This window comes from Thermodesulfatator indicus DSM 15286, assembly GCF_000217795.1.
Taxonomy (GTDB): Bacteria; Desulfobacterota; Thermodesulfobacteria; order Thermodesulfobacteriales; family Thermodesulfatatoraceae; genus Thermodesulfatator; species Thermodesulfatator indicus.
Genome location: NC_015681.1, coordinates 488,696 through 510,676 on the forward strand (window position 1 = coordinate 488,696; position 21,981 = coordinate 510,676).

The 21,981-nt window shown below is 46.9% G+C and carries 25 protein-coding genes; 9 read left to right on the forward strand and 16 right to left on the reverse strand.

Annotated elements, in window-relative coordinates; genetic code table 11:
- Window position 1: 1 nt before the first annotated feature.
- The 7 genes from THEIN_RS02305 to flgF form a co-directional block, all read right to left on the reverse strand.
- Window positions 2-334 carry a FlgN family protein gene (locus tag THEIN_RS02305; RefSeq protein WP_013907086.1) on the reverse strand — a complete coding sequence of 111 codons (333 nt, stop codon included), beginning with the start codon at window positions 332-334 and terminating at the stop codon, window positions 2-4.
- Between the two features lie 164 nt (window positions 335-498).
- Window positions 499-807 carry a rod-binding protein gene (locus tag THEIN_RS02310; protein ID WP_013907088.1) on the reverse strand — a complete coding sequence of 103 codons (309 nt, stop codon included), beginning with the start codon at window positions 805-807 and terminating at the stop codon, window positions 499-501.
- A gap of 6 nt (window positions 808-813) precedes the next feature.
- Window positions 814-1,890 carry a flagellar basal body P-ring protein FlgI gene (locus THEIN_RS02315; protein WP_041434910.1) on the reverse strand — a complete coding sequence of 359 codons (1,077 nt, stop codon included), beginning with the start codon at window positions 1,888-1,890 and terminating at the stop codon, window positions 814-816.
- 25 nt (window positions 1,891-1,915) lie between these two features.
- Window positions 1,916-2,614, reverse strand: coding sequence for a flagellar basal body L-ring protein FlgH (locus tag THEIN_RS02320; protein WP_013907090.1), 699 nt, complete (start codon window positions 2,612-2,614; stop codon window positions 1,916-1,918).
- Window positions 2,614-3,312, reverse strand: coding sequence for a flagellar basal body P-ring formation chaperone FlgA (gene flgA / locus THEIN_RS11490; protein ID WP_052299026.1), 699 nt, complete (start codon window positions 3,310-3,312; stop codon window positions 2,614-2,616). The genes THEIN_RS02320 and flgA overlap by 1 nt, the downstream gene beginning before the upstream one ends.
- Before the next feature lie 6 nt (window positions 3,313-3,318).
- Window positions 3,319-4,101: a flagellar basal-body rod protein FlgG gene (gene flgG, locus THEIN_RS02330; RefSeq protein WP_013907092.1), complete on the reverse strand. Its 783-nt coding sequence runs from the start codon at window positions 4,099-4,101 to the stop codon at window positions 3,319-3,321.
- Window positions 4,102-4,111: 10 nt separating this feature from the next.
- The gene (flgF, locus tag THEIN_RS02335) at window positions 4,112-4,921 is read right to left on the reverse strand and encodes a flagellar basal-body rod protein FlgF (protein WP_013907093.1); all 810 of its coding nucleotides are present in this window, start codon (window positions 4,919-4,921) and stop codon (window positions 4,112-4,114) included.
- 315 nt (window positions 4,922-5,236) lie between these two features.
- On the opposite strand from flgF, the gene THEIN_RS02340 reads away from it, so the two are divergent.
- The 6 genes from THEIN_RS02340 (at window position 5,237) to purE (ending at window position 9,626) form a co-directional block, all read left to right on the forward strand.
- Window positions 5,237-5,785: a NifB/NifX family molybdenum-iron cluster-binding protein gene (locus tag THEIN_RS02340; protein ID WP_013907094.1), complete on the forward strand. Its 549-nt coding sequence runs from the start codon at window positions 5,237-5,239 to the stop codon at window positions 5,783-5,785.
- 5 nt (window positions 5,786-5,790) lie between these two features.
- Window positions 5,791-6,621 (forward strand): nucleotide-binding protein, encoded by an 831-nt coding sequence (locus tag THEIN_RS02345; RefSeq protein ID WP_013907095.1) that lies wholly within the window; start codon window positions 5,791-5,793, stop codon window positions 6,619-6,621.
- Window positions 6,618-7,475, forward strand: a complete 858-nt coding sequence (locus THEIN_RS02350; RefSeq protein ID WP_013907096.1) for an ATP-binding protein — start codon at window positions 6,618-6,620, stop codon at window positions 7,473-7,475. Before THEIN_RS02345 ends, THEIN_RS02350 begins: the two co-directional genes overlap by 4 nt.
- A 10-nt stretch (window positions 7,476-7,485) precedes the next feature.
- Window positions 7,486-7,854 carry a NifB/NifX family molybdenum-iron cluster-binding protein gene (locus THEIN_RS02355; RefSeq protein ID WP_013907097.1) on the forward strand — a complete coding sequence of 123 codons (369 nt, stop codon included), beginning with the start codon at window positions 7,486-7,488 and terminating at the stop codon, window positions 7,852-7,854.
- Window positions 7,855-7,950: 96 nt separating this feature from the next.
- Window positions 7,951-9,099, forward strand: coding sequence for a 5-(carboxyamino)imidazole ribonucleotide synthase (locus THEIN_RS02360; RefSeq protein WP_013907098.1), 1,149 nt, complete (start codon window positions 7,951-7,953; stop codon window positions 9,097-9,099).
- The gene (gene purE, locus THEIN_RS02365) at window positions 9,096-9,626 is read left to right on the forward strand and encodes a 5-(carboxyamino)imidazole ribonucleotide mutase (protein ID WP_013907099.1); all 531 of its coding nucleotides are present in this window, start codon (window positions 9,096-9,098) and stop codon (window positions 9,624-9,626) included. Before THEIN_RS02360 ends, purE begins: the two co-directional genes overlap by 4 nt.
- Here the strand turns inward: purE and pyrE are convergent.
- Both pyrE and argB read right to left on the reverse strand, forming a co-directional pair.
- Complete coding sequence (pyrE, locus tag THEIN_RS02370; protein ID WP_013907100.1) at window positions 9,623-10,183, reverse strand: orotate phosphoribosyltransferase; 561 nt, start codon at window positions 10,181-10,183, stop codon at window positions 9,623-9,625. The genes purE and pyrE overlap by 4 nt on opposite strands.
- 16 nt (window positions 10,184-10,199) lie before the next feature.
- Window positions 10,200-11,129: an acetylglutamate kinase gene (gene argB, locus THEIN_RS02375; protein WP_013907101.1), complete on the reverse strand. Its 930-nt coding sequence runs from the start codon at window positions 11,127-11,129 to the stop codon at window positions 10,200-10,202.
- A gap of 194 nt (window positions 11,130-11,323) precedes the next feature.
- On the opposite strand from argB, the gene THEIN_RS02380 reads away from it, so the two are divergent.
- The 3 genes from THEIN_RS02380 (at window position 11,324) to THEIN_RS02390 (ending at window position 13,756) form a co-directional block, all read left to right on the forward strand.
- Window positions 11,324-12,175, forward strand: a complete 852-nt coding sequence (locus THEIN_RS02380) for a transposase (protein ID WP_013907102.1) — start codon at window positions 11,324-11,326, stop codon at window positions 12,173-12,175.
- A 142-nt stretch (window positions 12,176-12,317) separates the two neighbouring features.
- Window positions 12,318-12,968: an ABC transporter ATP-binding protein gene (locus THEIN_RS02385; RefSeq protein ID WP_013907103.1), complete on the forward strand. Its 651-nt coding sequence runs from the start codon at window positions 12,318-12,320 to the stop codon at window positions 12,966-12,968.
- On the forward strand, window positions 12,965-13,756 hold the full coding sequence (locus THEIN_RS02390) for an ABC transporter permease (protein WP_013907104.1): 792 nt from the start codon (window positions 12,965-12,967) through the stop codon (window positions 13,754-13,756). The genes THEIN_RS02385 and THEIN_RS02390 overlap by 4 nt, the downstream gene beginning before the upstream one ends.
- A gap of 37 nt (window positions 13,757-13,793) precedes the next feature.
- Here the strand turns inward: THEIN_RS02390 and THEIN_RS02395 are convergent, their stop codons facing one another.
- The 7 genes from THEIN_RS02395 to THEIN_RS02425 all read right to left on the reverse strand — a co-directional run bounded on the left by THEIN_RS02395 (window position 13,794) and on the right by THEIN_RS02425 (window position 21,972).
- Window positions 13,794-14,732 carry an aminoglycoside phosphotransferase family protein gene (locus THEIN_RS02395; protein WP_013907105.1) on the reverse strand — a complete coding sequence of 313 codons (939 nt, stop codon included), beginning with the start codon at window positions 14,730-14,732 and terminating at the stop codon, window positions 13,794-13,796.
- Window positions 14,720-15,622, reverse strand: coding sequence for a nucleotidyltransferase family protein (locus THEIN_RS02400; RefSeq protein ID WP_013907106.1), 903 nt, complete (start codon window positions 15,620-15,622; stop codon window positions 14,720-14,722). The genes THEIN_RS02395 and THEIN_RS02400 overlap by 13 nt, the downstream gene beginning before the upstream one ends.
- A gap of 6 nt (window positions 15,623-15,628) precedes the next feature.
- Window positions 15,629-15,817, reverse strand: a complete 189-nt coding sequence (gene tatA, locus THEIN_RS02405; RefSeq protein ID WP_013907107.1) for a twin-arginine translocase TatA/TatE family subunit — start codon at window positions 15,815-15,817, stop codon at window positions 15,629-15,631.
- 16 nt (window positions 15,818-15,833) lie between these two features.
- Window positions 15,834-16,568, reverse strand: a complete 735-nt coding sequence (gene tatC, locus THEIN_RS02410) for a twin-arginine translocase subunit TatC (RefSeq protein WP_013907108.1) — start codon at window positions 16,566-16,568, stop codon at window positions 15,834-15,836.
- Window positions 16,565-18,508: a transketolase gene (locus tag THEIN_RS02415; protein WP_013907109.1), complete on the reverse strand. Its 1,944-nt coding sequence runs from the start codon at window positions 18,506-18,508 to the stop codon at window positions 16,565-16,567. The genes tatC and THEIN_RS02415 overlap by 4 nt, the downstream gene beginning before the upstream one ends.
- A 568-nt stretch (window positions 18,509-19,076) precedes the next feature.
- Complete coding sequence (locus THEIN_RS02420; RefSeq protein ID WP_013907110.1) at window positions 19,077-20,630, reverse strand: two-component system sensor histidine kinase NtrB; 1,554 nt, start codon at window positions 20,628-20,630, stop codon at window positions 19,077-19,079.
- Window positions 20,617-21,972, reverse strand: coding sequence for a sigma-54-dependent transcriptional regulator (locus THEIN_RS02425; protein WP_013907111.1), 1,356 nt, complete (start codon window positions 21,970-21,972; stop codon window positions 20,617-20,619). The genes THEIN_RS02420 and THEIN_RS02425 overlap by 14 nt, the downstream gene beginning before the upstream one ends.
- Window positions 21,973-21,981: the final 9 nt, after the last annotated feature.

Consider the following 21,981-nt stretch of genomic DNA (forward strand, 5'->3'; position numbering starts at 1 on the left):
TTTACACCTCTACGCTTAAGAGCTGCGCTCCTTTTAAGTTTCTGGCCTTGCCCTGGGGTGAATAAGAACCTTTGGGTGAAAGCTGGGCCCCTAAAAAACGGTAGGCCTCTTCAATAAAGGCCAGCCCGGCTTTAAGGAGCATCTGGTTATGCTCACTCAGGCGGGTAATCTCTTGCCGCAGTTCGCGGGAAAGCGGAGCCTTTTTAAGGCCTGGGTCTTTCAGGAGCACTTCTTTTTCTTTCAGACAATCAAGAAGTTTTTCTATGTCGCCAGAAATTATGGCCTTGCGTTCTTTTTCTAAGATTTCCACAAGCCTTTGCCAGGGATTTTTCATGGCCTACCTCCTGTTTGTATTGTGACCTCGGTCTATGAGACTGCTTCGCTCCGCTCGCAGTGACAGAGAAAGGATGTCATTGCGAGCCCTTTTTTCTAATTCGTCATTGCGAGCGAGCGTTAGCGAGCGAAGCAATCTCTTGCAAAGTAGAAAGGCATCTCTCATCATTTACTCCCGGCCATTTTCCCGTATTTACGGCTGAGCTCCCGGTAAAGCATTTTCGAAAGACCGGTACCTCTTTCCGCCATCTTTAAAGAAACTTCCTGATAAAAAAGGTCTTCGTACATATCTCTCTGAAAACTTTTTGGCCAGAACCCGCTCTCAGGTATAGTTTTTTTAAGGCCCTTTAAAATCTGATAAAGGAAAATAGCTTCAAACTCCTGACAGGCCTTACGAAGGGCCTTGTCTTTATGCTTTTGAGCAAGCCTTTCCAGCTGATAAACACTTTTTAGGTCAAAACCTGTAAGCTTCATACCCACCTACATGATGATGAGTTCGGCCTGTAAAGCCCCGGCCCTTTTTATAGCCTGAAAAATGGCAATCAAGTCCCGCGGGGTGGCCCCTACGGCGTTTAGCGCCCGCACAAGCTCCCCAATGCTAACTCCTTCTTCAAGCACCACGAGTCTAGCCTTCTCTTCTTTCACCTGAAGCTGAGTTTGGGGTACCACGGTTGTTTGCCCTGCAGAAAATGGCGGCGGCTGAATAACCTGAGGAGTCTCTTTTATTTGCACCGAGAGATTTCCGTGGGCAATAGCCACTTTGGAAATACGTACGTTTTCACCCATAACCACGGTACCGGTGCGTTCGTCTATTACCACGCGGGCGGGTACATCTGGCTCAACAGAAAGGTCTCCAATGTCCGCTAGAAGAGAAACCACCTTGCCGCGGTAGCTAGGCGGCACGTAAAGAGCCAAAGTGCGCCCGTCAAGGGGTTTGGCGTAAGGGCCATTAAGATAGGCGTTTATGGCCTCAGCCGCCCGGGCTACGGTAGTAAAGTCAGTGTCCCGAAAAGAAAGCCGCAAAACTCCTTTGCCGTTTATGTTTACTTTGACTTCTCTTTCCACAATGGCCCCTGAAGGAATTTTCCCCACCGTAAGAAAATTTTTCTGGGCAGCGGCTCCCGCTCCGGCTGCTCCAAAACCACCCAAAGAAATTGGCCCCTGGGCCAGGGCATAAACCTGGCCGTCAGGGCCACGGAGGGGGGTTAAGAGCAGAGTGCCTCCCTGGAGGCTCTTGGCATCACCAATAGAGGACACTGTTACATCTATACGTTGACCAGCCCGCACAAAAGGTGGAAGCTCAGCGGTAACCATCACCGCGGCTACGTTTTTGAGTTTCACCTGATTGCGGTCCACGTGAACGCCAAAGCGTTCAAGCATATTCACTACCGACTGCACAGCAAACTGGCTCTGGGCCCCATCACCTGTACCCTGGAGCCCCACCATAATGCCGTAGCCAATCAAATTATTGGAGCGCACGCCCTCAATGTTTATCAGGTCTTTGAGGCGGGTGGCGTAAGCGGCGTTCAGACTAAAAAATGTGGCTAACAGCACCATCAGAAAGCGCTTCACAGCTCACCTCCTAAAATGGCCATATCACTTGAAGGGCTCGGGATAACCAGCCTGGGCCTCGAGTAGCCAGTGCGGCTGGCCCCCTGCCACTGTATTCAATACGCGCATCAGCAATTTGGGTAGATAATACGGTGTTATCCGCCGCTATATCCTCCGGACGCACAATGCCTGTAATGGTTATGTATTCGAGATTTTCATCCTGGCGCACAGTGCGCACCCCTTGAATTACAAGGTTCCCATTGGGAAGCACCTGCACCACTCTGGCGGTAATAGTGGCCACAATGTTGGTGGCACGCGAAAGCTGGCCCTGACCATCTGTAGAGGTGTTAATGCCCCCACTAAACATGGGATCTGCCTGGAAGCGGCGATTACTTTCCTCGAGGGCTTTTTCAAAGCCAAGCATAGCCTTGACCCCGGCGTTAGCTTCAGATTTCCTAGCAATTTTGTTGCTCACCTTGCTTGAACTCTGGTAGTTCTCAAGGATTTTAACGGTGATAACGTCTCCTACCCGCCGGGCCCGGTGGTCTTCAAAGAAAAAACTCTGGTTCCCGGCATAAAGTGATCCTTCTTTGGGCTTCTCTTGTTTGGAGACAGGCACGTAAACTTTAGGTGGCGGTGGTGGCTCTATGGCCACATTCTTGGGCGGCCCACAGGCCGAAAGCCCTAAAACCAAAAGCAGCGCACTCAAAATCGTCAATTTTTTGACCATTAGAACTTCACCTCCACGGTGCCCGCGTCAACCACCTGGGCAAAAATTTCTCTTTTGCTGGAAAGATTGCGCACCCGGATTATTTCTCCCGGGCAGCCATCCTGACGAGCTTCTCCCAGAGCAGTAACAGTAAAATTTGGCCCCTTGGCCACAATGCGGACTATTTTTCCGCGCTTAACCACCGGGGGAACCTCAAGGGCGTAAGCCCTGATAACCTGCCCCGGCCGCACACTCACTTTTAGCCTTTTACCAAGGGCATCAGCCAGGGAAGTAAGTGCATCTTGAGGCAGACGGCTCACCGGCCGCTTCTCAAGGGCCACGTCAACAGCGTCAATGACCTCGTGCCGACCAAGAGGCCTTTTAGCCACGAGCACCGGCACATAGGCCTCCACAAAGCCCATCACCCGCACCCGAGCAATAACCCTTTCTTTTCGGTAAAAATCAACAAGCATGGTGTTTAACCCGAGCTTCGGACGGCCTTTTAGACGAACAACAGAAGAGGTTCCATCTGGAAGCTCAACGCGCTCTGGCTCAACGATGAGCCTTTCAAGCTTGATTTCGCCTTTAACCCAGGTAAGCCTTTCGGAGACTTCTTTCAAAAAAAGCTTATGGAAAAAGGCCTGGTCATAAGTTTTGGCCCAGAGGTTAGGGGTCATGAAAAAAAACGTCAAAATTATGACAGGTAAAACTTTTCTCATAGCCCTTTACCGTTTCACGTTATTGGCCATTTCAAGAAGGCTGTCGGCAGTTTGTATGGTCTTGGAGTTGGCTTCATAAGCCCGCTGGGTAACAATCATCTGGACCATCTCTTCCACCACGTCCACGTTTGACATTTCAAGATAGCCCTGAGCAATGGTGCCAAAGCCTTCAGAGCCGGGGGTGCCTTCAATTACATCGCCGGCAGCGTCGGTGGCCTGCAAAAGGTTTCGGCCCATAGCATAAAGGCCGGCTGGATTCGGGAAGTCATAAAGAAGGATCTGGCCAAGATTCTGGGTGGTGCCATCGCCCATGACCGCGGTCACCTGGCCGTCTTGCGTTATTTCAAGGCGCACCGTGCCCTGAGGGACGGTAATCTCTGGCTGGAGTTTGTAACCATCAGGGGTGACGATGTAGCCGTCGCGGTCAATCTTAAATTGCCCGGCCCGGGTATAAAACTCCTCACCGTTAACGATAACTTTGAAAAAGCCTCGGCCCTCTATGGCGAGATCTAGCTCGTTGTTAGTCTGTTCGTATTCACCCTGGGTAAAGATTTTTTCCACGGAAACTGGGCGTACCCCAAGGCCTATCTCCATGCCCACCGGCACCTGTGAACCCTCGCCGTTTAAGGCGCCGGCAAGCTTAAGCTTCTGATACATGAGGTCCTGAAAATCAGGACGACTTTTCTTAAACCCGGCGGTGTTTACGTTAGCCAGGTTGTTGGCAATCACATCAAGCTTTAATTGCTGAGCCTGCATGCCGGTGGCCGCGGACCATAAACTCCTTATCATTTTCTCCTCCTTAGGTTCTTCCGTAGGTCTCAATCATGCGGCTGGTGTTATCCCCAAGCCTCTGGATAGACTTCTGAATGGCTTCAAAGTGCCGCTGGATTTCTATTAGCTTCACCATTTCTACCAGGGGCTCAACATTTGAATCTTCTATATATCCCTGACGCAGATCTGGATTTTCTACAGGTATTTCCTGGGCCCCTTCTTTGGCCACGAAAAGGTTCTCACCGTATTTTTTAAGAACTGAAGGATCGGAAAAAGTGACCACATCAAGGCGGCCGATTTCCGTGCCGTCAATGGCAATGACACCTGAGGCGTCAACCTGAAAGCGAACGTTATCAAGGGTAGCCAGGCCACCTTGGGCAAGCCCCGGGTCAATGACGATAGGCGCTCCATCAGCCAGCACAGGATAGCCCTGCGCGGTTACCAGTCGATGCTCGGCATCCAGGCGAAAGTTGCCGGCCCGGGTGTAGGCAATGCCGTTTGGCGTCTCTACCTTAAAAAAGCCCTCGCCCCCAATGGCGATGTCAAAGGGATTTCCCGTATGCTCAAGCGGGCCCTGTCGAAAATCCGTCTTAGGTGTCACTTCCTTGAACGCGCGCCAGTCATCAGGAGACCTAAAGGGAAACTTACGCATAAGCACTTCGCGAAAACCGAGGACATCTCGCCTGTAACCCGGCGTAGAAACATTGGCCAAGTTGTTGGCCGTAACATCAAGGCGCCTGATAATTAAGCGCCCACCCTCTAAGGCCTCAAGCAAACCAAGCTGGGGATTAACTTTTATCGCCATCATCGGGAAATGCTTATGCAAACCCGGTGCCATATGTTTTGTCAAAATTTCCGCCTGTCCCCAATTTTTTGCTTTCGGCTAGCAGCTAGCTGGCATTTGTTGAATAAGAGAGTGCTTCGTCGCGCATTCGCGCTCTTCGCAGTGACAAAATGGCTGATGGCTAAAGGCTAATGGCTGGAGGGCAAAATTTTTCGCCTGTCCCTAATTTTCTAATTTTTTCGCCTGTCCCCATTTCTGCTAGGAAAAATTTTCCTAGTGGGCAAATATTTCCGACACATTACTTCTTTACTTCTTGAAATTGTTTTTCAGAAGCGTTAGAGTTTAAACAAACCTTAAGGAGGAAAATTTATGAGAATAGCTATCACGGCCCAAGGGCCAACACTTGATTCCCCATTTGACATGCACTTTGGCAGAGCTCCCTACTTTATCCTGTTTGATACCGATACCGGTGAATGGCAAGCAGTAGAAAACCAGGCGGCTATGGCCCCTCAGGGTGCAGGAATTGCTGCCGCTAATTTCCTAGCCGAAAACGGCATAGATACCCTGGTAACCGGCCAGTGTGGCCCCAAGGCCTTTGCGGTCTTAAACGCCGCGGGAATAAAAGTAGCTCAGGCGCAGGCAGGCACGGTAAAAGAGGCTATTGAGGCCTTTAAGCAAGGCAAAGTCTCTTTTTTAGAAACTCCGTCAGTTGAAGCTCACTTTGGAGGCAGAGCCGGCATAGGGCGCGGTATGGGAGGCGGTTTTGGTGGAGGCTTTGGCGGTGGAGGCGCAGGCCGGGGAAGAGGCCAGGGCGGCGGCCGAGGCCAAGGAGGCTGTGGTGGTCGTGGCCAGGGTGGTGGCCGTGGTCTTGGTGGCGGAGCCTGTCGTCGTGGCGGAAAAGGCCGGGGAGGCTTTTAAGAGCGATGGTTATCGCCGTAGCTAGCGGTAAAGGCGGGACAGGCAAAACCACTGTTTCAGTGGCTCTGGCCGAGGCCCTATCAGCCAGGCTCCTTGACGCTGACGTTGAGGAGCCAAATGCCCATCTTTTTCTGCACCCGGAAATCGCCGAAGAAACACCCGTTTATCGCATGGTCCCAAGCGTAGATGAAAAGCGGTGCACCTTCTGTGGCGAATGTAAAAAAATATGCCGCTTTAACGCCATAACCGTCTTTCCAGGGACAGTACTTGTTTTTCCAGAACTCTGCCACGGTTGCTACGGCTGTTTAGAGGTATGCCCTGAAAATTGTATCACTGAAGCGCAGCTACCTTTAGGAAGAATACTTGCCGGAAAGGCCCAAGAAGTATTTTTGGCTTACGGCGAACTAAAACTGGGAGAAGCTATGGCTTCTCCTTTGATAAAGGAACTTAAGGCGCGCTACCTTGTTCCTCAAGGACTAAACATTTTGGACTGCCCTCCAGGGGCGGCCTGCCCTGTACTCACCGCAGTTCACGGATCAGATTTTTGTTTACTTGTTACAGAACCAACGCCTTTTGGCTTACACGATTTAAAGCAGGCCGTCTGTGCCTTTGAAAGTATGAACTTGCCTATGGGTGTGGTGGTGAACCGGGCCCGCGAGCCTTACGGCCCTCTTAATGACTTCCTGAGGAGTAAGAATATTCCGATTTTACTTGAAATCCCCGAAGAAAGGGCCATTGCCGAGGCTTATGCCCGGGGAAAGACCTTAATACAGGCCAAACCAGAAATGCGCGAAGTTTTTAAAAATTTATACACACGGATAGAGGCCCTGTTATGAAAGAAATTCTCGTGCTTAGCGGAAAAGGCGGGACAGGCAAAACTACGGTTTGTGCCGCTTTGGCTGTGTTATTAAAAGGGGAAAAGGTTCTGGCTGACGCCGACGTTGACGCCGCCAACCTGGCTTTGTTTCTGAAAGCTCAAACATTAGAAAAAGAGCCTTTCAAGTCCGGCTGGGAGCCGGTAAAAAACGAAGACCTCTGCACCTCTTGTGGCATATGCCTTGAAAAGTGCCGCTTTGAGGCCGTACGCGAAGACTTTTCTATTGACTCATTTTTATGTGAGGGCTGTGGGGTATGTGCCTGGTTCTGCCCAGAAAAAGCCATCAGCATGGAAGAAAAAGAAGTAGGGGAATTAATGTATTCCGAAACAAAATACGGGCCTCTGGTTCACGCAGAGCTTTATCCAGGTGAAGAAAACTCTGGAAAGCTGGTAATCGGAGTCAAAAGAAAGGCTCAAGAGATAGCCAAACAAGAAAACGCCGATTTAATCCTGATAGATGGCTCACCTGGAGTGGGTTGCCCGGTAATTGCCTCCCTTTCGGGAGTTGATGCGGTGCTTATGGTCGCTGAACCCACCATAGCCGGGCTTCACGACTTAAAAAGGCTCAAAGGACTGCTAGATCACTTTTCCATTCCCGGCTATCTCATTGTCAACAAGGCTGACTTAAATCCCGATATGACCCAAAAGTTACTCTGCGAGGAAACAGGTTTTAAGCCGCTGGGTTCTATTCCTTATGACCCGGATGTTTACGGAGCCATTCACGCGGCCACACCTTTACCTGAATACTCAGAGGGACAGGCAACTCAGGCCCTTAAAAAAATAACTACAAAAATAGAAAACATAATTTTATAGGAGGTAAGAGATGAAAGTAGCCGTACCCATTGAAGGCGAAATGATTGCCGAACATTTTGGCCATGCACCCCAGTTTGCCATTTATACCGTTGATGGTGATGTTTTGAAAAAAGAAATTCTGGTTCCCCCTCCGCATGAGCCAGGAGTAATCCCTCAGTGGCTCTCAAGCCTTGGCGTTGACTGTATCCTCTGCGGTATGTTAGGGCAAAGAGCTGTGGCCTTTTTTGAAGAATTTGGCATCAGAGTGGTATCAGGCGTACCCCCTATGCCCGCTGATGAGGCCGTAGCCCGGTTTCTGGCCGGCTCTTTGAGAGTTACTCCCAGGTTCTGTGGCGGTGGCCATGGCCACGGCTGCGGTGGGCACGGTCACGGACTATAAAAATTAAGGACAGGCAAAAAATGCCTGCCCCTTTTTGATTGTATTTTTGCCCCCAAATTAATAAAATATGGACACCTGTTTAATTTTGGGGGCAAAATGAAGAAATACACGTATCCTTTGGCCCGTTTAGGTATTCTAGGCGGCGGCCAATTGGGCAAGATGATGGCCCAGAAGGCCAAAAAAATGGGCTTTTACGTCACGGTTTTAGACCCAACTCCAGGAGCCCCAGCGGCCCAGGTCTCAGATAAACAAATTATTGGCGATTTTCACGATGCGGAAAAGATTAGAGAGCTCGTTGAACAAAGTGACGTCACCACTTATGACCTGGAACACGTAAACACAAAGGCCCTAAAAGAGCTCCTAAAAGAAGGCCACCGAATTTACCCCAGCCCTCATCTCCTTGAAGTTATCCAGGACAAGTTCAAACAAAAAGAACTGCTTTTGCGCCTTGGCGCCCCGCTTCCTAAATTCAAAAAAGTAAAAACTAAAGAAGAGCTTTCTTCTTTTGGTTTCCCTGTGGTGCAAAAGGCCTGTAGGGGAGGCTATGACGGCCGCGGTGTAGCAGTTTTAAAAAGCCCGGAAGATATAGAAAAAGCCTTACCAGGCGAAACCTATATTGAAGAGTTCGTGGAATTTGAAAAAGAGCTGGCGGTAATCGTGGCTCGGGGAGTGAGCGGCGAACTCAAGGTTTACCCCGTGGTGGAGATGGTCTTTGACGAAAGGGCTAATATCTGCGATTTGGTTATGGCTCCGGCTCGCATAGATAACAGTTTGGCTAAAGAAGCCCAGGAAATAGCCTTGGACCTCGCCCAAAAAATGGAAATAGTAGGCGTTCTGGCGGTAGAGATGTTCTTAACCAAAGATAAGCGTGTTTTGGTAAATGAACTTGCCCCGCGGCCTCACAACTCTGGCCATTACACCATTGAGGCCTGTGCTACCTGCCAGTTTGAACAACATATTCGGGCTATCACCGGTCTCCCCCTCGGCTCCACGAGACTTTTGTCACCAGCGGTAATGATTAACCTTCTTGGCGAAGAAGGCTACGAGGGGCCACCTGTTATTGAAGGGCTAGAAGAAGCCCTATCAATCCCTGGGCTTTCTTTCCACTTTTACGGCAAAAAGATAACCCGGCCTTTCAGGAAAATGGGCCACGTAACTATTGTTGATGATGACCTTGAACGGGCCATTGAAAACGTAGAAAAAGTCAAAAAGTTTTTAAAGATTAAAGCGGAGGAAAAGGCATGAAAAAGGCGCTAGTAGGTATAATCATGGGAAGTGACTCGGACCTCCCGATCATGAAACAGGCCGCTGATATGCTAGAAGATTTTGATATTCCATATGAAATCACCATTGTTTCCGCTCATCGCACCCCGGAAAGGATGTTTCACTACGCCAAAGAAGCCGAAGAACGTGGGCTTGAAGTAATCATCGCCGGTGCCGGAGGAGCAGCCCATTTGCCCGGTATGGTGGCTTCTATCACTCCTTTACCGGTAATCGGCGTGCCGGTTAAAACCTCTTCACTGAGCGGGCTTGATTCTTTACTTTCCATTGTGCAAATGCCAGCGGGGGTACCAGTGGCTACGGTAGCCATAAACAACGCCAAAAACGCAGGGCTTATGGCTGCCGAGATTTTGGGCGTAAAATATCCGGAAATCAGGCAAAAAATTAAAGAATACAAAGAGGGCCTGCGTAAGATGGTGGAAGAAAAGGCCCAAAAACTTGAAGAATCTGGAGCAGAAAAATACTTACAAAGTTATATGAAAAAGGGCTAACCATTTAGACGATCAAGAAATTCGTTTATAGTGAACAGGCTAATTAAAGAAAGGCCCTGGGCCTTAATAGCTTCAAGGCCGCCTTCTTCACGATCAACCAAAGCTACCACGGCAAGAACTTCAAGGCCTGCGTCTCTTGCCCTGGACACAGCCTTTAAGCTCGAACCTCCAGTGGTAACTACATCTTCAAGGATAACCGCCTTCATCCCCTTTTTAACAGCCCCTTCAATGAAATTTTGCGTCCCGTGGCCTTTGGCCTCCTTGCGAACGATAAATCCCTCAAGCGGAGTGCCTTCTAGCCCGGCTTGGAAACAGACAGCAGAAACCAGAGGATCCGCTCCCAAGGTAAGGCCCCCTACGGCCTCGGGAGTAAAGTTTTTAACTTCCTGCCACATAAGTTTACCAATTAAGGGAAGGGCCTCGGCGCAAAGGGTAGTTTTTTTACAGTCAAGGTAGTACGGGCTGATTTTACCTGAGGCCAGGCGAAACCCTTCTGGCCGATATAAAAATGACCTCTCAAAAAGGAGTTCAAATAGTTTTTGCCTTTCGTTTTGCATAAAACCCGCTCCTATTTTATATCATTTGAGTCTCTGCCCCCTGGATGCCAGGAGTACCAAAATCAGAAACTATTTCTGTGCCCACGCCCTGGTCAGTAAAGATTTCAAGTAAAATAGCGTGTGGTACCCGGCCGTCAATGATGTGGGCCTTTTGGGCACCGGCTCTTAAGGCCTTTCGCGCGCTTTTCAGCTTGGGAATCATCCCCCCTTTGGCTATGCCTTTTTCAATTAGTTGCCCGACCTGAGAGATGGAAAGAGTAGAAATAAGTTGGCCATTTTCGTCTTTTACGCCCTCAACATCGGTTAGATAGATGACCTTTTCCGCTTTAAGGGCTCCGGCAATAGCGCCGGCTACTAAGTCAGCGTTGATGTTATAGGCCTCACCGTCAGGCCCCACGCCTACCGGGGCAATTACCGGAAGAAACCCTTTTTCCATAAGGGTTTCTATTACCTCGGGGTTTATCTTTTTTACTTTACCAACGCGGCCAATGTCTATTATTTCTGGAGGGCGATCTTCGCCCGAGTAGCGATATATTTTCATCTTTTCCGCTACTACTAGCTGGCCATCTCTTCCCGAAAGCCCAACAGCCCGGCCGCCGTGACGATTAAGAAGGCCTACGATACTTTTATTGACTGTCCCCACCAGCACCATTTCCACCACACTCATGGTGGCTTCGTCTGTAACACGCTGGCCTTCAATGAAAACGGGCTTTATGCCCATTTTAGCCATCACTTCACTTATTTGAGGACCTCCGCCGTGAACGAGAACAGGGCGCAGACCTACGTATTTCATAAGGACTATGTCTTGAGCAAAAGCCTCTTTTAATTCCTCGCTTACCATGGCGTGCCCGCCATATTTAATGACAATGGTCTTGCCGTAAAAACGCTTGAGATAAGGAAGGGCCTCAATAAGAACCTTCGCCCTTATTTCGTTGGTAACTTCCACTTTCGCCTCTCTCCTTCCTTTTCTTTCTGTTCTGTAATTTCTATTTCCGGAATCCAGCTTCGTAATCCTACCAGATCTAACCGGAAGAGCCAATCAAGATTGGGAGATTGGGGACAGGCGAAATTTTTAAGCCCAGGCAAAATTGTTCCGATAAAAGGGACAGGCGAAAAAATTTTTTAAGGAGGTTTTTAATTATGCCTAGAATTCCTCGCTTGCTTACCAATAATCCTAAAGCCGCTTATCATGTAATTTCGCGCACAGCCTTACCTGGCCACAATGTGCTTGGACCTGAAGAAAAAGACTACCTGCTAAAACTCATCCGCTGGCTCTCACAGGTCTATTTCGTTGAAGTCTACGGCTTTGCCATCATGGGGAACCACTTTCACCTACTCTGCCGTATGCTACCTGAAGACTATTTCTCTGACGAAGAAGTGAAACGCCGCATAAGGCTTTACTATGGTGATAAGCGCAAAATTTTTTTCTACGAAGAGCTGATTGAGAAATGGCGCAAGCGTCTGGCTGGCCTTTCCCGCTATGTTCAAGATATTAAACAACGGTTTTCGCGCTGGTATAATCGGCGCGTTGACCGCAAAGGTTACTTCTGGGCTGACAGATTTAAGTCCGTAATTATAGAAACCGGTGAGGCCTTGCTTAACTGCCTGGCCTACATAGAACTCAACCCAGTACGAGCCGGAATCGTAGAAGAGCCAGAGGATTACCGCTGGTGCTCGCTGGGATACAGGGCAAGATTAGGGACAGGCGAAAAAAGTTTTCTATCATTAGATCTAGGTCTCTCCTCCTATGCTGGCAAGTCCGAGCAAGAAAAATTCAAACTCTATCAGGAATTTGTTCACGGCAAAGGCGGAATCGGAGAACAGGAAAAGTTTAACAAGGCCAAAGAGTTTACCTATCGAACACGATATTTTACAGAAAGTCTCATAATCGGCTCAAAACGTTTTATAAACGAAGCTAGTCAAAAAATCAAAAAACTATTTTCTAAAAAGCGAGAAAAAGCCATTCCAAATAGCGAAATATATTCATTTTGATGGGTATTTTGCCTATAAGTCTTTGGAAATTGTTTTAAGAATCTTTGATTTCCACTTAAGCGAAATCAAGAATTTTCATCTTAAAAGGTGAATAAATAATAATCATTACATATCTTCACAAAATTTAGTTATACTTGGGGCCATGAAGGTTATCTTGGAAGCAGGCCCTTTTAGTTTCAGCTGCCAGCAGCGCAAACTTTACGAAAATGTCAATATAATCCTCTACGAAAACGATTTTGTTCATTTAAAAGGTCCTTCAGGGACAGGCAAAAGCACTCTATTGCGCCAAATAGTGGGACTAGAAAAATATGCCCAAAACGTTAAAAGAATTCTAAGTAACGTCCAATATCCACCTAGAAATCTTACTAAATTTAGAAGTCAGTGTGTTTATCTTGATCCAGAATGCCCGATGCTTGAAGGCTCTCTTCGTGAAAACTTGCTATTTCCTTACCAATTCAAAGTAAACTGTCATCGCCAGCCCACTATGAACCCTGAAATAATTCTAAAGAAACTTGGCCTGTCCCAAAACCTTGATACCGAAACGGTTTATCTTTCCACTGGAGAAAAAGAGCGCCTGTCCCTAGTAAGAGCTCTGCTGTTTAACCCGCAAGTTATCCTTGCTGACGAGCCTTTTTCAGGACTTGACTCCGAAAACTTTGAAATAACCTTTGAGTTGCTCTATGAGTTTTCCCAAAGACCAGGGAAAGCCGTATTATATGTTAGCCACGCCGAGTTACCTAAAAAGACTAAAACTCTGTTCCTAAACAACGGAGAGCTTAAGGAAATTCCATGAGCCAATTTATAAGTCTTACTCCTTTTGACATAGCTTTAGCCTCTGGATTTATTCTTTTAGCTAGCGGCCTGTCCCTGTACTTGCGCCTCGGGGTAGAAAAAAAGCTCTTTATAGCTGCATTCCGTACTATTGTTCAGCTTTCTTTGGTAGGGTTTGTACTAGAGGCTATCTTTTCTTTAAAAAGCCCCATTTTGGTAATCTCGCTCCTCTTTTTTATGGCCCTTGTGGCCGGGCGAGAAGCCGCAGCCCGCAGCCGCAAGCGCTACGCTTATATGTTTTTTGACACTACACTTTCCATGAGCCTCTCGGCATTCATAGTAGGTGTTATTGTCACTCAAATCATTTTAGGCGTAAAACCCTGGTATCATCCCCAGTATGTCATTCCTTTAATTGGTTTGATTCTGGGAAATTCCTTGAATGGTATATCTCTTGCCCTTGATACTTTTGTTGATTACCTGCTATCTCGAAAAAGCGAGATAGAACTTTTCTTAGCGTATGGCGCTAGTCGCCAAGAGGCTATGAACCGGGCCTTTAGGGCTGCCGTGACCAAAGGCCTGGTACCAATTATAAACGCCATGTCAGTAGCCGGCATAGTATCTCTTCCCGGTATGATGACTGGCCAAATCCTTGCCGGAGCCCCTCCTCTTCAGGCCGTGGCCTATCAAATACTCGTGATGTTCATGCTTGCTGGTGCCTACGCCATCGGTGCAATATGCGTAGTTTGGTTGGCTGGAAGAAGGCTATTTTCTTCTGAGCCCCGTTTCAAAAAAGAAATTTTAAAAAATTGAAATTTCGCCTGTCCCCTTAACTTTTTTTCGCCTGTCCCTAATTTTTTACTAATTTTTTAGCAAGTTCTTCGCCTTCTGGGGGGAAACAGTTCAAAAGCTTTCTAAGAGAAGCCAAAGCTATAGGAATATAGCGGCTAAACCAGGTCTTACCCTCTCGGCTCAACTTGGCAAAGGCCCCCAGGGCCTGAAAATTTCTAAAAAGAGCGAGCGCCCAAAACGCCTTTTCGGTAACTAAACCTGGAAATCCATTTTGAAATTTACTAAGCCAAATGGAAATCTCTTCAAAAGTAAGCCCCTGGTACGGATCAATCAAAAAAGAAGCTAGGTCATAGGCTGTTGGCCCGATTCTCATTCCTTGAAAATCTATCATCCAAATGGTCCCGTTTTTCACCATTAGATTACGTGACTGAAAATCCCTATGAAGTAAAGAAAAAAAATTTACATACCTTTTGGCTTTCTCCCATAAACCTCTGAGCAGAGGTTCTATCTCTTCGTCATCAAGGCCCATATATCCCTTTACAAAAGAATCCTGGAAATAAAGGGCCTCCTTTTCCCACATTAAGGTCTCATCGTAAAAAAGGGTATCTAAAACGTATTCCCGAGGGAAAGCCGGCTTAATTTCCCTTAGCTGGGCAAGAATTTCAAAAACTTGTGGGAAAAGACTAAAGCGCTTCTCTTTGGTTAAATCTTCAAGTCGAATATCACCAAGGTCTTCTACCAGTATAAAACCTCTGGCCTCATCGTAATCATAAATAGCTGGCACAGGAAGGCCATTTTCCCTCAAGAATTCGCCAATCTTTACATAAGAACGGGATTCTTTTAGGCCAAATTTTCCTGGCTGAGGGCAAATAAGTATCAAAGAATCATTTTTCCGTAAAAGTCGATAAAAATTTCTGGCCGAACCATCTCCAGTGAGGGGGATAATCTGGTCGCAAGAAATCCCCTTTCTTCGCAAATAGTCAACTACTTCTGACATGGCCCTTTCTCAGGGATAAAAAGCGTATCAGAAAAACTTCCTGAAGGAATAATTGCTCCCTGCCAGGCTACCACTCGCTTCAACTTGGCTGGCAAAGCAATTTTTACCCTTTGTTCAATAAAAACCCAGTCTTCTAAAAGGAGATCTCGAGTCTTAATTTCTTCTGGTAGCACAAACGGAGAAATTGGCATAGGGAGTCCGTAAAATGAAGCCCTTTTTTTGAGAAGATCCTCGTGAACCTCTAGATAAGAAGACAAACTCCCGATATCGCGCCAGTAAAAGCCAGCCACTACCTGACAGTTGATTTGGCTACCCTCAGCTAACAAACGTGTATAAGTGGGGACTAAATCCCGGTCTCCTTCTCGCAAACGGGCTACCAATTCCGGAGTAATTACCTGAAGCCCGGTAAAAGTATAGCCTCCTTCTCCAAAGCCTTTAAGCCTTTCTCCCTCAACTAGCACATTGGCCAAAGATTTTCCCGCCATTAGCAAAAGAGTAGCCTCACCGCCAAATCTTTTATGGGCGCTAAGAAGAGTATTAAATGGAAAATTCGTAACTATATCAGCGTTTATCACCAGGGTAGGTTCACTAAAAAAACCTCTCGCTCCGTAAAGGGCACCAGTTGGCCCCAGGACCTCTGGCTCACGATAAACTTTAAAAGTTACTTCTGGATGGGATTTAGCGTATTTTTTAACAAAATTTTCAATTTGAGAGGCAAGATGATGGGTATTTAACCCGATGACAGAAAAAGCAGCCCGTCTGAGTTCATCAAAAATGAGGCCAAGAATGGGTTTACCGAGAACATGGAAAAGAGGCTTGGGGACAAAACGGGTATAAGGGAGAAGGCGCGTGCCCAGCCCTGCGGCCAAAACAAAGGCCCGTCTCCCCATTTAGGCTTACGCCTTTTTCTTTTCAATCTCTTCTTTAGCTTCAGCTTCTATGTTTTCACCTTCGCGGAGCCCCTCTTTAAAGGCCCTTATACCTTTACCAAGGCCTGCACCAATTTCAGGAAGCCTTTTGGCTCCAAAAAGGACCAAAGCAATAAGAAGAATAATTAAAAGTTCTTGAGAGCCAAGTCCAAACATAAGCCCCTCCTTTAATTTATCTTCCCACTAAAGTTACCAGAAGAATACTGAACTCGTAAAGGAGTATCAAAGGAATTGCCAAAAAAAGCTGATTAACTACATCGGGAGTTGGTGTAAGAATAGCCGCCAGCACAAAAGCCAGCAAAATAGCATAACGCCTGAAACTCTTTAATTGAGCCGCTGAGACAATTCCCAAGCGCGAAGCTATGGTTAAGGCCACTGGCACTTGAAAGGCTACTCCAAAAATTAACATGAGCCGTATGGTAAAACTCAAATATTCCTGAAGGGTGGGTACGAGGGTAAGTTCTGGCCCGGCAAAATGGGCCAAAAAAGCAAAGGCCTTTGGAAAAACTAAAAAATAAGCAAAAGCCGCTCCACCCAGAAAGGCTGTACACGAAAAAAGGACCATAGGCAAAGCAAAGCGGCGCTCATGTTCGTAAAGCCCTGGAGCCACAAAACGCCAGATCTGAAAGATAATAAAAGGGCTCATGAGCATGGCTCCGCTTATCAAAGAAAGCTTAAGATAACTAAAAAAGGCCTCTTGATAGGCCTTAAAAATTACCTTCTGATGTTCTTCTTGAAGAATTGGCCACAAAGGAGCCAAAAGAAAATTGAGCAGGCGGTCTATCTGACAGTAGCAGATAACCGCCCCTACCACCACGGCTAAGAGACTCTTGATAATTCTGTCTCTCAGCTCAGCTAAGTGTTCAGTTAAAGGAAGCTCGCGGTCATGGGTTAGCTCAGCACTCAAGCTAAAAGCTCCTTCATATCTTTTACGATGGAATCAGCATCAAGCCCCTGTTCCCGATAAAGATCAGCAGGTTTGCCAGAAGTTCCGTAACGGGTGACACCTTTGAGGCACAACTTAGCGGATTGGCCATGCTTAGCCAGCGTCTTAGCCACTAGAGAGCCTAACCCCGTCTCAACCACGTGGTCTTCCACTACCATGATGGGCCCTTGCTCAGCAGCGTTAAGAATGGCTTTTTCATCAAGAGGTCTTAAACTGGCCATGTTAAGCACCGAAACTGAAACACCTTCACTTTTTAGTTTTTCCCAGGCCGAAAGAACCTGAGGCATCACCGAACCAAAGGCAATAATGGTGCCTTCTTCACCCTCCCGTAAGAGATCAGCCTTCCCCGGTGTAAAAACATAGTCTTTCCCGAAAAATGGTTCACCCGCTTCATTGAGAATCACTGGAAGCTTGGAGCGCCCCATACCCACAAAGACATTGCCTTTACTTTTGGCTACATAACGGATAATGCGGTCAGTCTGGTTCGGGTCAGCTGGAAAGTATATCTCAAGGCCAATAAGATTCAGCAAAAGCCCGAGATAATCTACACATTGGTGCGTAGGCCCGTCTTCACCTACATCAAGACCGCAGTGGGTGGCCACAATTTTAAGCGCAGTCTCGTTAAGAACATTTAGCCTGTGCTGATTAATAGTTTCGTCCACGGCAAAAACACCAAAAGTGGAAAAAAAGGTGAGAAATCCTTCTTTAGAAAGGACTCCAGCCACTGTAGCCGCGTGATGTTCCTGGATACCTACTTCATGAAAGGCCAAAGGGCTTATCTTGCGAAAGGCTGTCATCTTGACCGAGCCTTCAAGGTCACATGAAACACCTAAGACCTTTGGAGGCTCTCCTTTTTTATTATTAAGCTCAGCCAGAGAGGCAAGGGCTTTGCCGTAAGCTGAACGGCAATCAGTTTTAACCTCTGGCCCGTAAAGAATAGGCTCACCTACCTCTACTTCCACTGGCTCTGGCTCATGAGGGAACACCGGAAAAGAGATTTCATAGCTTTTTCTTTTTTCAAGGAGCACGTCAACTTCTGAAGGATCAAAACCTAGTTCCTCAAGGGCCTTTTTAGCTAAGTCTGGAGGAAGGGCCATACCGTGCCATTTTTCATCGTCTTCCATAAAAGATATGCCTTTACCCATGGTGGTTTGGGCCAGGATGGCTGTTGGTTTTTCCGGACAAAGGACCTCTCCGGTAACAAAACGGCGAAGCGCCTGGTAAAGATCATTAAAATCATGGCCATTGGCCTCTATTACGTTCCAGAAAGTGGCTTTTATCTCATGGGCAATGTCCTGGGGCATGACCCGATAAATGCGGCCACCAATTTGCAAGCGGTTATAATCAATCAAGGCACAAAGATTATTCAAGCCAAACTTTACCGCAAAGCGCCTGGCCTCAATGACCTGGCCTTTTTGCTGCTCACCATCGCCCATTACGCAGAAAACCCGACGCGGAATCTCTTTGAGCTTTAAGGCCCGCGCCATACCGCAGGCCGCCGAAAGCCCCTGGCCGAGGTTTCCGGTATTCCATTCCACCCCGGGGACAGACTGCTCAACATGGCCCCCAAAAGCTGAACCAGCCCGCCTGAACTCCATAAGAAAAGGCTCTTCAGGGAAATAGCCGTACTCACAGAGCACGCTATAAACCCCCGGACTTATGTGCCCGTGGCTTATGACCACTCGATCCCTTTCGGGGAACCGCGGGTTTTTAGGGTCATGCTCAATAAGGGCGTAGAGCAAAATAAGCATGTGAAGCGAGGAAAGAGAACCACCCGGATGGCCGCAGCCAGCAAGGGTAGTGGAGAGAATAATACGCCGCGCACAACGGCGCCACATTTCTTCCAGCGTTTTAATTTCTTCCTGAGAAAGCCTTTCCTTTGAAAGATCTATTTTGAACATAGCTCAACTCCTTTTTTGTTTTCTTATTTTCCTGTTCCAGTTTCTGGTCCTATAGCGCAGCTGGCCAAGAATTCAAGATTGAAATTTACGCTTTGGGACAGGCAAAAAATTTTGCCTGTCCCAAACGTCACCTCGCGACCGTCGCACAGGGATTGCTTCGGCTGAGGACAGCCTCGCAAAAGCTTGCAATATAGGCAATATAGGTGAAGAGTGAAGGAAAGAATTATTTACTACCGACCATCAGCCATTAGCCATCCCGTCACTGCGAGCGGAGCGAAACAATCTCTGAGATTACTTCGTCGGTCCTAGCGGACCTCCTCGTAATGACTCGGTTGGGCCACATCGTCGGCTCTACTGGTATCCTCGCGTGTATAAGTAAGTGAGAAGTGATAATTATTTACCATCAGCCATCTACCACCAGCCACCGGCCATCAACCACCAGCCATCGGCCAACGGCTATTAGCCATCGGGTTACTGCGAGCGTAGCGAAACAATCTCTAGCACCATCAGCCACCAACCATTAGCCATCTACCATCTTGTGGGCGATGCAGTCTCGAGGGAATTAGCCTTAGATAAGGCGGTCTTTGAGAAGCTCTTTGGGAAAAGAAAGTAAAAATCTTGTTCCTTTGGAATCTGAATAGAGGGAAATTTGGCCACCTAAGCCTTTTACCAGGCTAAAGACAACCGCCAGTCCCAGACCTGTACCCTGCTCTTTGGTAGTAAAAAATGGCTCAAAGATACGCCCTTTCACTTCCTCAGGGATACCACCAGCTTGGTCGGCCACTTCTATAAAAAATTTGTCTTCTTTTTTAAAGCAAGCAATTTTTACAAAAGGCTTTTTCCCATTATAAGCCTCAATAGCGTTGGCACAAAGATTAAGTAATACCTGCTTGAACCGACCCGGTTCTACTTTGAGAAAGACATTTCCAGGAACGGAAAGCTCCCAATCAATATTTGGGCCAAATTTTAAAACCAACTCTTCTTGAATTTCGTCAATCAGTCTTAAAAGATTTATTTCTTTGGCTTCTCCAGAGCCGGGTTTGGCAAATAACAAAAAATCTGAAACGAGTTTGTCTAACCTTTGGGTTTCGCGGAAAATAATGTCAAAGAGCCTTTTACCTTCTGGTTTAATAAGATCCTCTTCTTTTAAAAACTGAACGGCTCCACAGATAGAAGCCAGTGGATTTTTTATTTCGTGAGCAAGGCCTGAAGCCATCGTTCCCAAGGCTGCCAAATGTTCCGCTCTCCTGAGACGTTCTTCGCTCTCTTTTATAGGCGTAATATCCTGAAAGATAAGCCCATAGCCAAAAACTTCCTTCTTTTCATCGTGTAAAGGGAAAAAAGTATAACCTATGTATATTTTTTGGCCGTCTTTCTCAAAAATAAGCTCAGAACGAGGGTTTTCTTGTTGAAACTTAAGCTCAGGGAAAATTTCATCTAATTTAGCCCCGATCAGTTCTTTTTGGCCAATTATGTTTTCCGCCGCTTTATTGGCTGTAACAATGCGCTTTTCAAGATCAGTTACAATTAATCCCGAAGATAAGGACGAAAGTATATGGCGATGTAGCTCCTCTGCCTTAAAAAGGGCCTCGTGGGTTTCTTTTATTTTTTCTTTAGTACGTTGAAGTTCTTCTACATAGCGCAAGGCTAAAAGGCCTGAAAGGCCCATCGCTCCAAGAGGAACAAAAAATTGCAGGATAGTTTGAGGATTTAACGGCGGGCTTTCAATAAGCCAAAAAATAGAGGCAAAACAACAAAGGGCCAAAAAAGTAAATATATCCGCCCCTCTACGCCCTAAATGAAAAGCAGCTACAAAAATCAGCAGGGGATAAAGAAAAAGGAAAGGGCTCTCTCGTCCATCAGTAACCCATATCAGAGAAGTAATAAGCAAAAGATCTATTAAAAGAGAAGTCCATAATCTCTTTTTAAAAGAAAGGGTTCTTGCTGAGGCGTAAAAAAAAGCCGTATTTGCCCAAAAACCCAGAAAAACCAAAACTGCTGACGAAGGCAAAAGGTGTATAAACCCTACAAAAGAAAAAAGAGCAGCTAAGCTCCCCAGAAAAAGAAGAATTAAACGCAAATATTCAAAAATTTTAGAGGAAGGAGCTTCAAGAAAGACCATATTTCGCCAACCGATAACGCAAAGACCTGAAGTTTAAGCCCAAAAGCTTGGCCGCTTCGGTCTTGTTTCCTCCTGTGCGGGCGAGAGCCTGCTTAAGAAGAGAGACTTCTATACGGGCCAATAGATCTTCTAAATCAAGGCCCTCTTCAGGGAGTTCTATTTCAAAGGCTCCATTTGAATTTTCTCTATTTTTCCGCGAAAGGACAAGACTTTCCGGTAAAATAAGAGGACCTGATTCAAGGGCTACCGAACGTTCTATTATGTTTTCAAGCTCACGCACATTTCCTGGAAAGTCATATTCCATGAGGGCCTTAAGGGCAAAATCAGAAATACCTTCAATCTTTTTACCCATTTTTTCGGCATATTTTTTGAGAAAATAATCCACTAAAAGGGGAATATCTTCTTTGCGCTCTCTTAGCGGAGGCAACTCGAGGGAAATTACATTTAAGCGATAAAAGAGGTCTTCCCTGAAATTGCCTGCCAGAACTTCCTTTTCAAGGTCTCGGTTAGTAGCTGAAATTATTCTCACGTCAACTTTTATTTCCTTAGCCGAACCAAGAGGCATAACGGCCTTTTCTTGAACAACCCTCAAGAGTTTAACCTGCATCTCAAGGGGGAGTTCGCCTATTTCGTCAAGAAAGATAGTGCCTTTGTGGGCCTTGAGAAAAAGGCCTTCTTTGTCCCGCGAGGCCCCGGTAAAGGCCCCGGCTTTATAGCCAAAAAGCTCGCTCTCCAGGAGATTTGGTGGGATACCACCACAGTTCACTACCACAAAAGGCCTATCACGACGGGGTGAAAGCTGATGAATAGCCCTGGCTATAAGCTCCTTACCAGTACCCGATTCACCGGTAATAAGCACATTTGAAGGCGCGTTGGCAATACGCGGCAAAACCTCAAAAACCCGCCTCATGGCCGGGCTTTTCCCTATTATGCCCATGAAAGAAGTTTCACTGACCGTGGCCTCAATGGAAACCCTTTCTTGAGCTAGCGCCTTTTTTATTAAATCGCGCAACTGATCAAGTTTAAAAGGCTTGGGCACATAATCAAAAGCCCCCTCTTGTTTGGCGGTTACCGCGGTATCAAGAGAGGCGTAAGCCGTAATCATTATCACCGGAATACGTAAAGCTCTTTCGCGCAAGGCTTTCAGAAAAGAAATCCCATCAAGGCGGGGCATGCGAATGTCAGCCAATATCAAGTCCGCCGGGTTTTTAGATAAATAAGAAAGGGCCTCTTCGCCGTCTCCAGCAACAGCTACTCGGTAGCCCTCCTTGGCCAGAAAAAGCTCTAAAAATTCTTGTAAACTTTTGTCGTCGTCAACAATAAGGATAGTAGGCGTAGACATGACTTCCAA

Excerpts from the sequence above, each read along its gene's own strand:
- THEIN_RS02305 (WP_013907086.1), bottom strand. The coding sequence starts at position 334 with ATGAAAAATCCCTGGCAAAGGCTTGTGGAAATCTTAGAAAAAGAACGC.
- THEIN_RS02315 (WP_041434910.1), bottom strand. The coding sequence starts at position 1,890 with ATGGTGCTGTTAGCCACATTTTTTAGTCTGAACGCCGCTTACGCCACC.
- THEIN_RS02380 (WP_013907102.1), top strand. The coding sequence starts at position 11,324 with ATGCCTAGAATTCCTCGCTTGCTTACCAATAATCCTAAAGCCGCTTAT.
- THEIN_RS02350 (WP_013907096.1), top strand. The coding sequence starts at position 6,618 with ATGAAAGAAATTCTCGTGCTTAGCGGAAAAGGCGGGACAGGCAAAACT.
- tatA (WP_013907107.1), bottom strand. The coding sequence starts at position 15,817 with ATGTTTGGACTTGGCTCTCAAGAACTTTTAATTATTCTTCTTATTGCT.
- THEIN_RS02400 (WP_013907106.1), bottom strand. The coding sequence starts at position 15,622 with ATGGGGAGACGGGCCTTTGTTTTGGCCGCAGGGCTGGGCACGCGCCTT.
- THEIN_RS02425 (WP_013907111.1), bottom strand. The coding sequence starts at position 21,972 with ATGTCTACGCCTACTATCCTTATTGTTGACGACGACAAAAGTTTACAA.
- THEIN_RS02390 (WP_013907104.1), top strand. The coding sequence starts at position 12,965 with ATGAGCCAATTTATAAGTCTTACTCCTTTTGACATAGCTTTAGCCTCT.
- flgF (WP_013907093.1), bottom strand. The coding sequence starts at position 4,921 with ATGGCACCGGGTTTGCATAAGCATTTCCCGATGATGGCGATAAAAGTT.
- THEIN_RS02420 (WP_013907110.1), bottom strand. The coding sequence starts at position 20,630 with ATGGTCTTTCTTGAAGCTCCTTCCTCTAAAATTTTTGAATATTTGCGT.
- THEIN_RS02415 (WP_013907109.1), bottom strand. The coding sequence starts at position 18,508 with ATGTTCAAAATAGATCTTTCAAAGGAAAGGCTTTCTCAGGAAGAAATT.
- THEIN_RS02320 (WP_013907090.1), bottom strand. The coding sequence starts at position 2,614 with ATGGTCAAAAAATTGACGATTTTGAGTGCGCTGCTTTTGGTTTTAGGG.
- flgG (WP_013907092.1), bottom strand. The coding sequence starts at position 4,101 with ATGATAAGGAGTTTATGGTCCGCGGCCACCGGCATGCAGGCTCAGCAA.
- THEIN_RS02340 (WP_013907094.1), top strand. The coding sequence starts at position 5,237 with ATGAGAATAGCTATCACGGCCCAAGGGCCAACACTTGATTCCCCATTT.
- THEIN_RS02310 (WP_013907088.1), bottom strand. The coding sequence starts at position 807 with ATGAAGCTTACAGGTTTTGACCTAAAAAGTGTTTATCAGCTGGAAAGG.
- THEIN_RS02395 (WP_013907105.1), bottom strand. The coding sequence starts at position 14,732 with ATGTCAGAAGTAGTTGACTATTTGCGAAGAAAGGGGATTTCTTGCGAC.
- purE (WP_013907099.1), top strand. The coding sequence starts at position 9,096 with ATGAAAAAGGCGCTAGTAGGTATAATCATGGGAAGTGACTCGGACCTC.
- pyrE (WP_013907100.1), bottom strand. The coding sequence starts at position 10,183 with ATGCAAAACGAAAGGCAAAAACTATTTGAACTCCTTTTTGAGAGGTCA.
- THEIN_RS02385 (WP_013907103.1), top strand. The coding sequence starts at position 12,318 with ATGAAGGTTATCTTGGAAGCAGGCCCTTTTAGTTTCAGCTGCCAGCAG.
- THEIN_RS02355 (WP_013907097.1), top strand. The coding sequence starts at position 7,486 with ATGAAAGTAGCCGTACCCATTGAAGGCGAAATGATTGCCGAACATTTT.
- THEIN_RS02345 (WP_013907095.1), top strand. The coding sequence starts at position 5,791 with ATGGTTATCGCCGTAGCTAGCGGTAAAGGCGGGACAGGCAAAACCACT.
- THEIN_RS02360 (WP_013907098.1), top strand. The coding sequence starts at position 7,951 with ATGAAGAAATACACGTATCCTTTGGCCCGTTTAGGTATTCTAGGCGGC.
- flgA (WP_052299026.1), bottom strand. The coding sequence starts at position 3,312 with ATGAGAAAAGTTTTACCTGTCATAATTTTGACGTTTTTTTTCATGACC.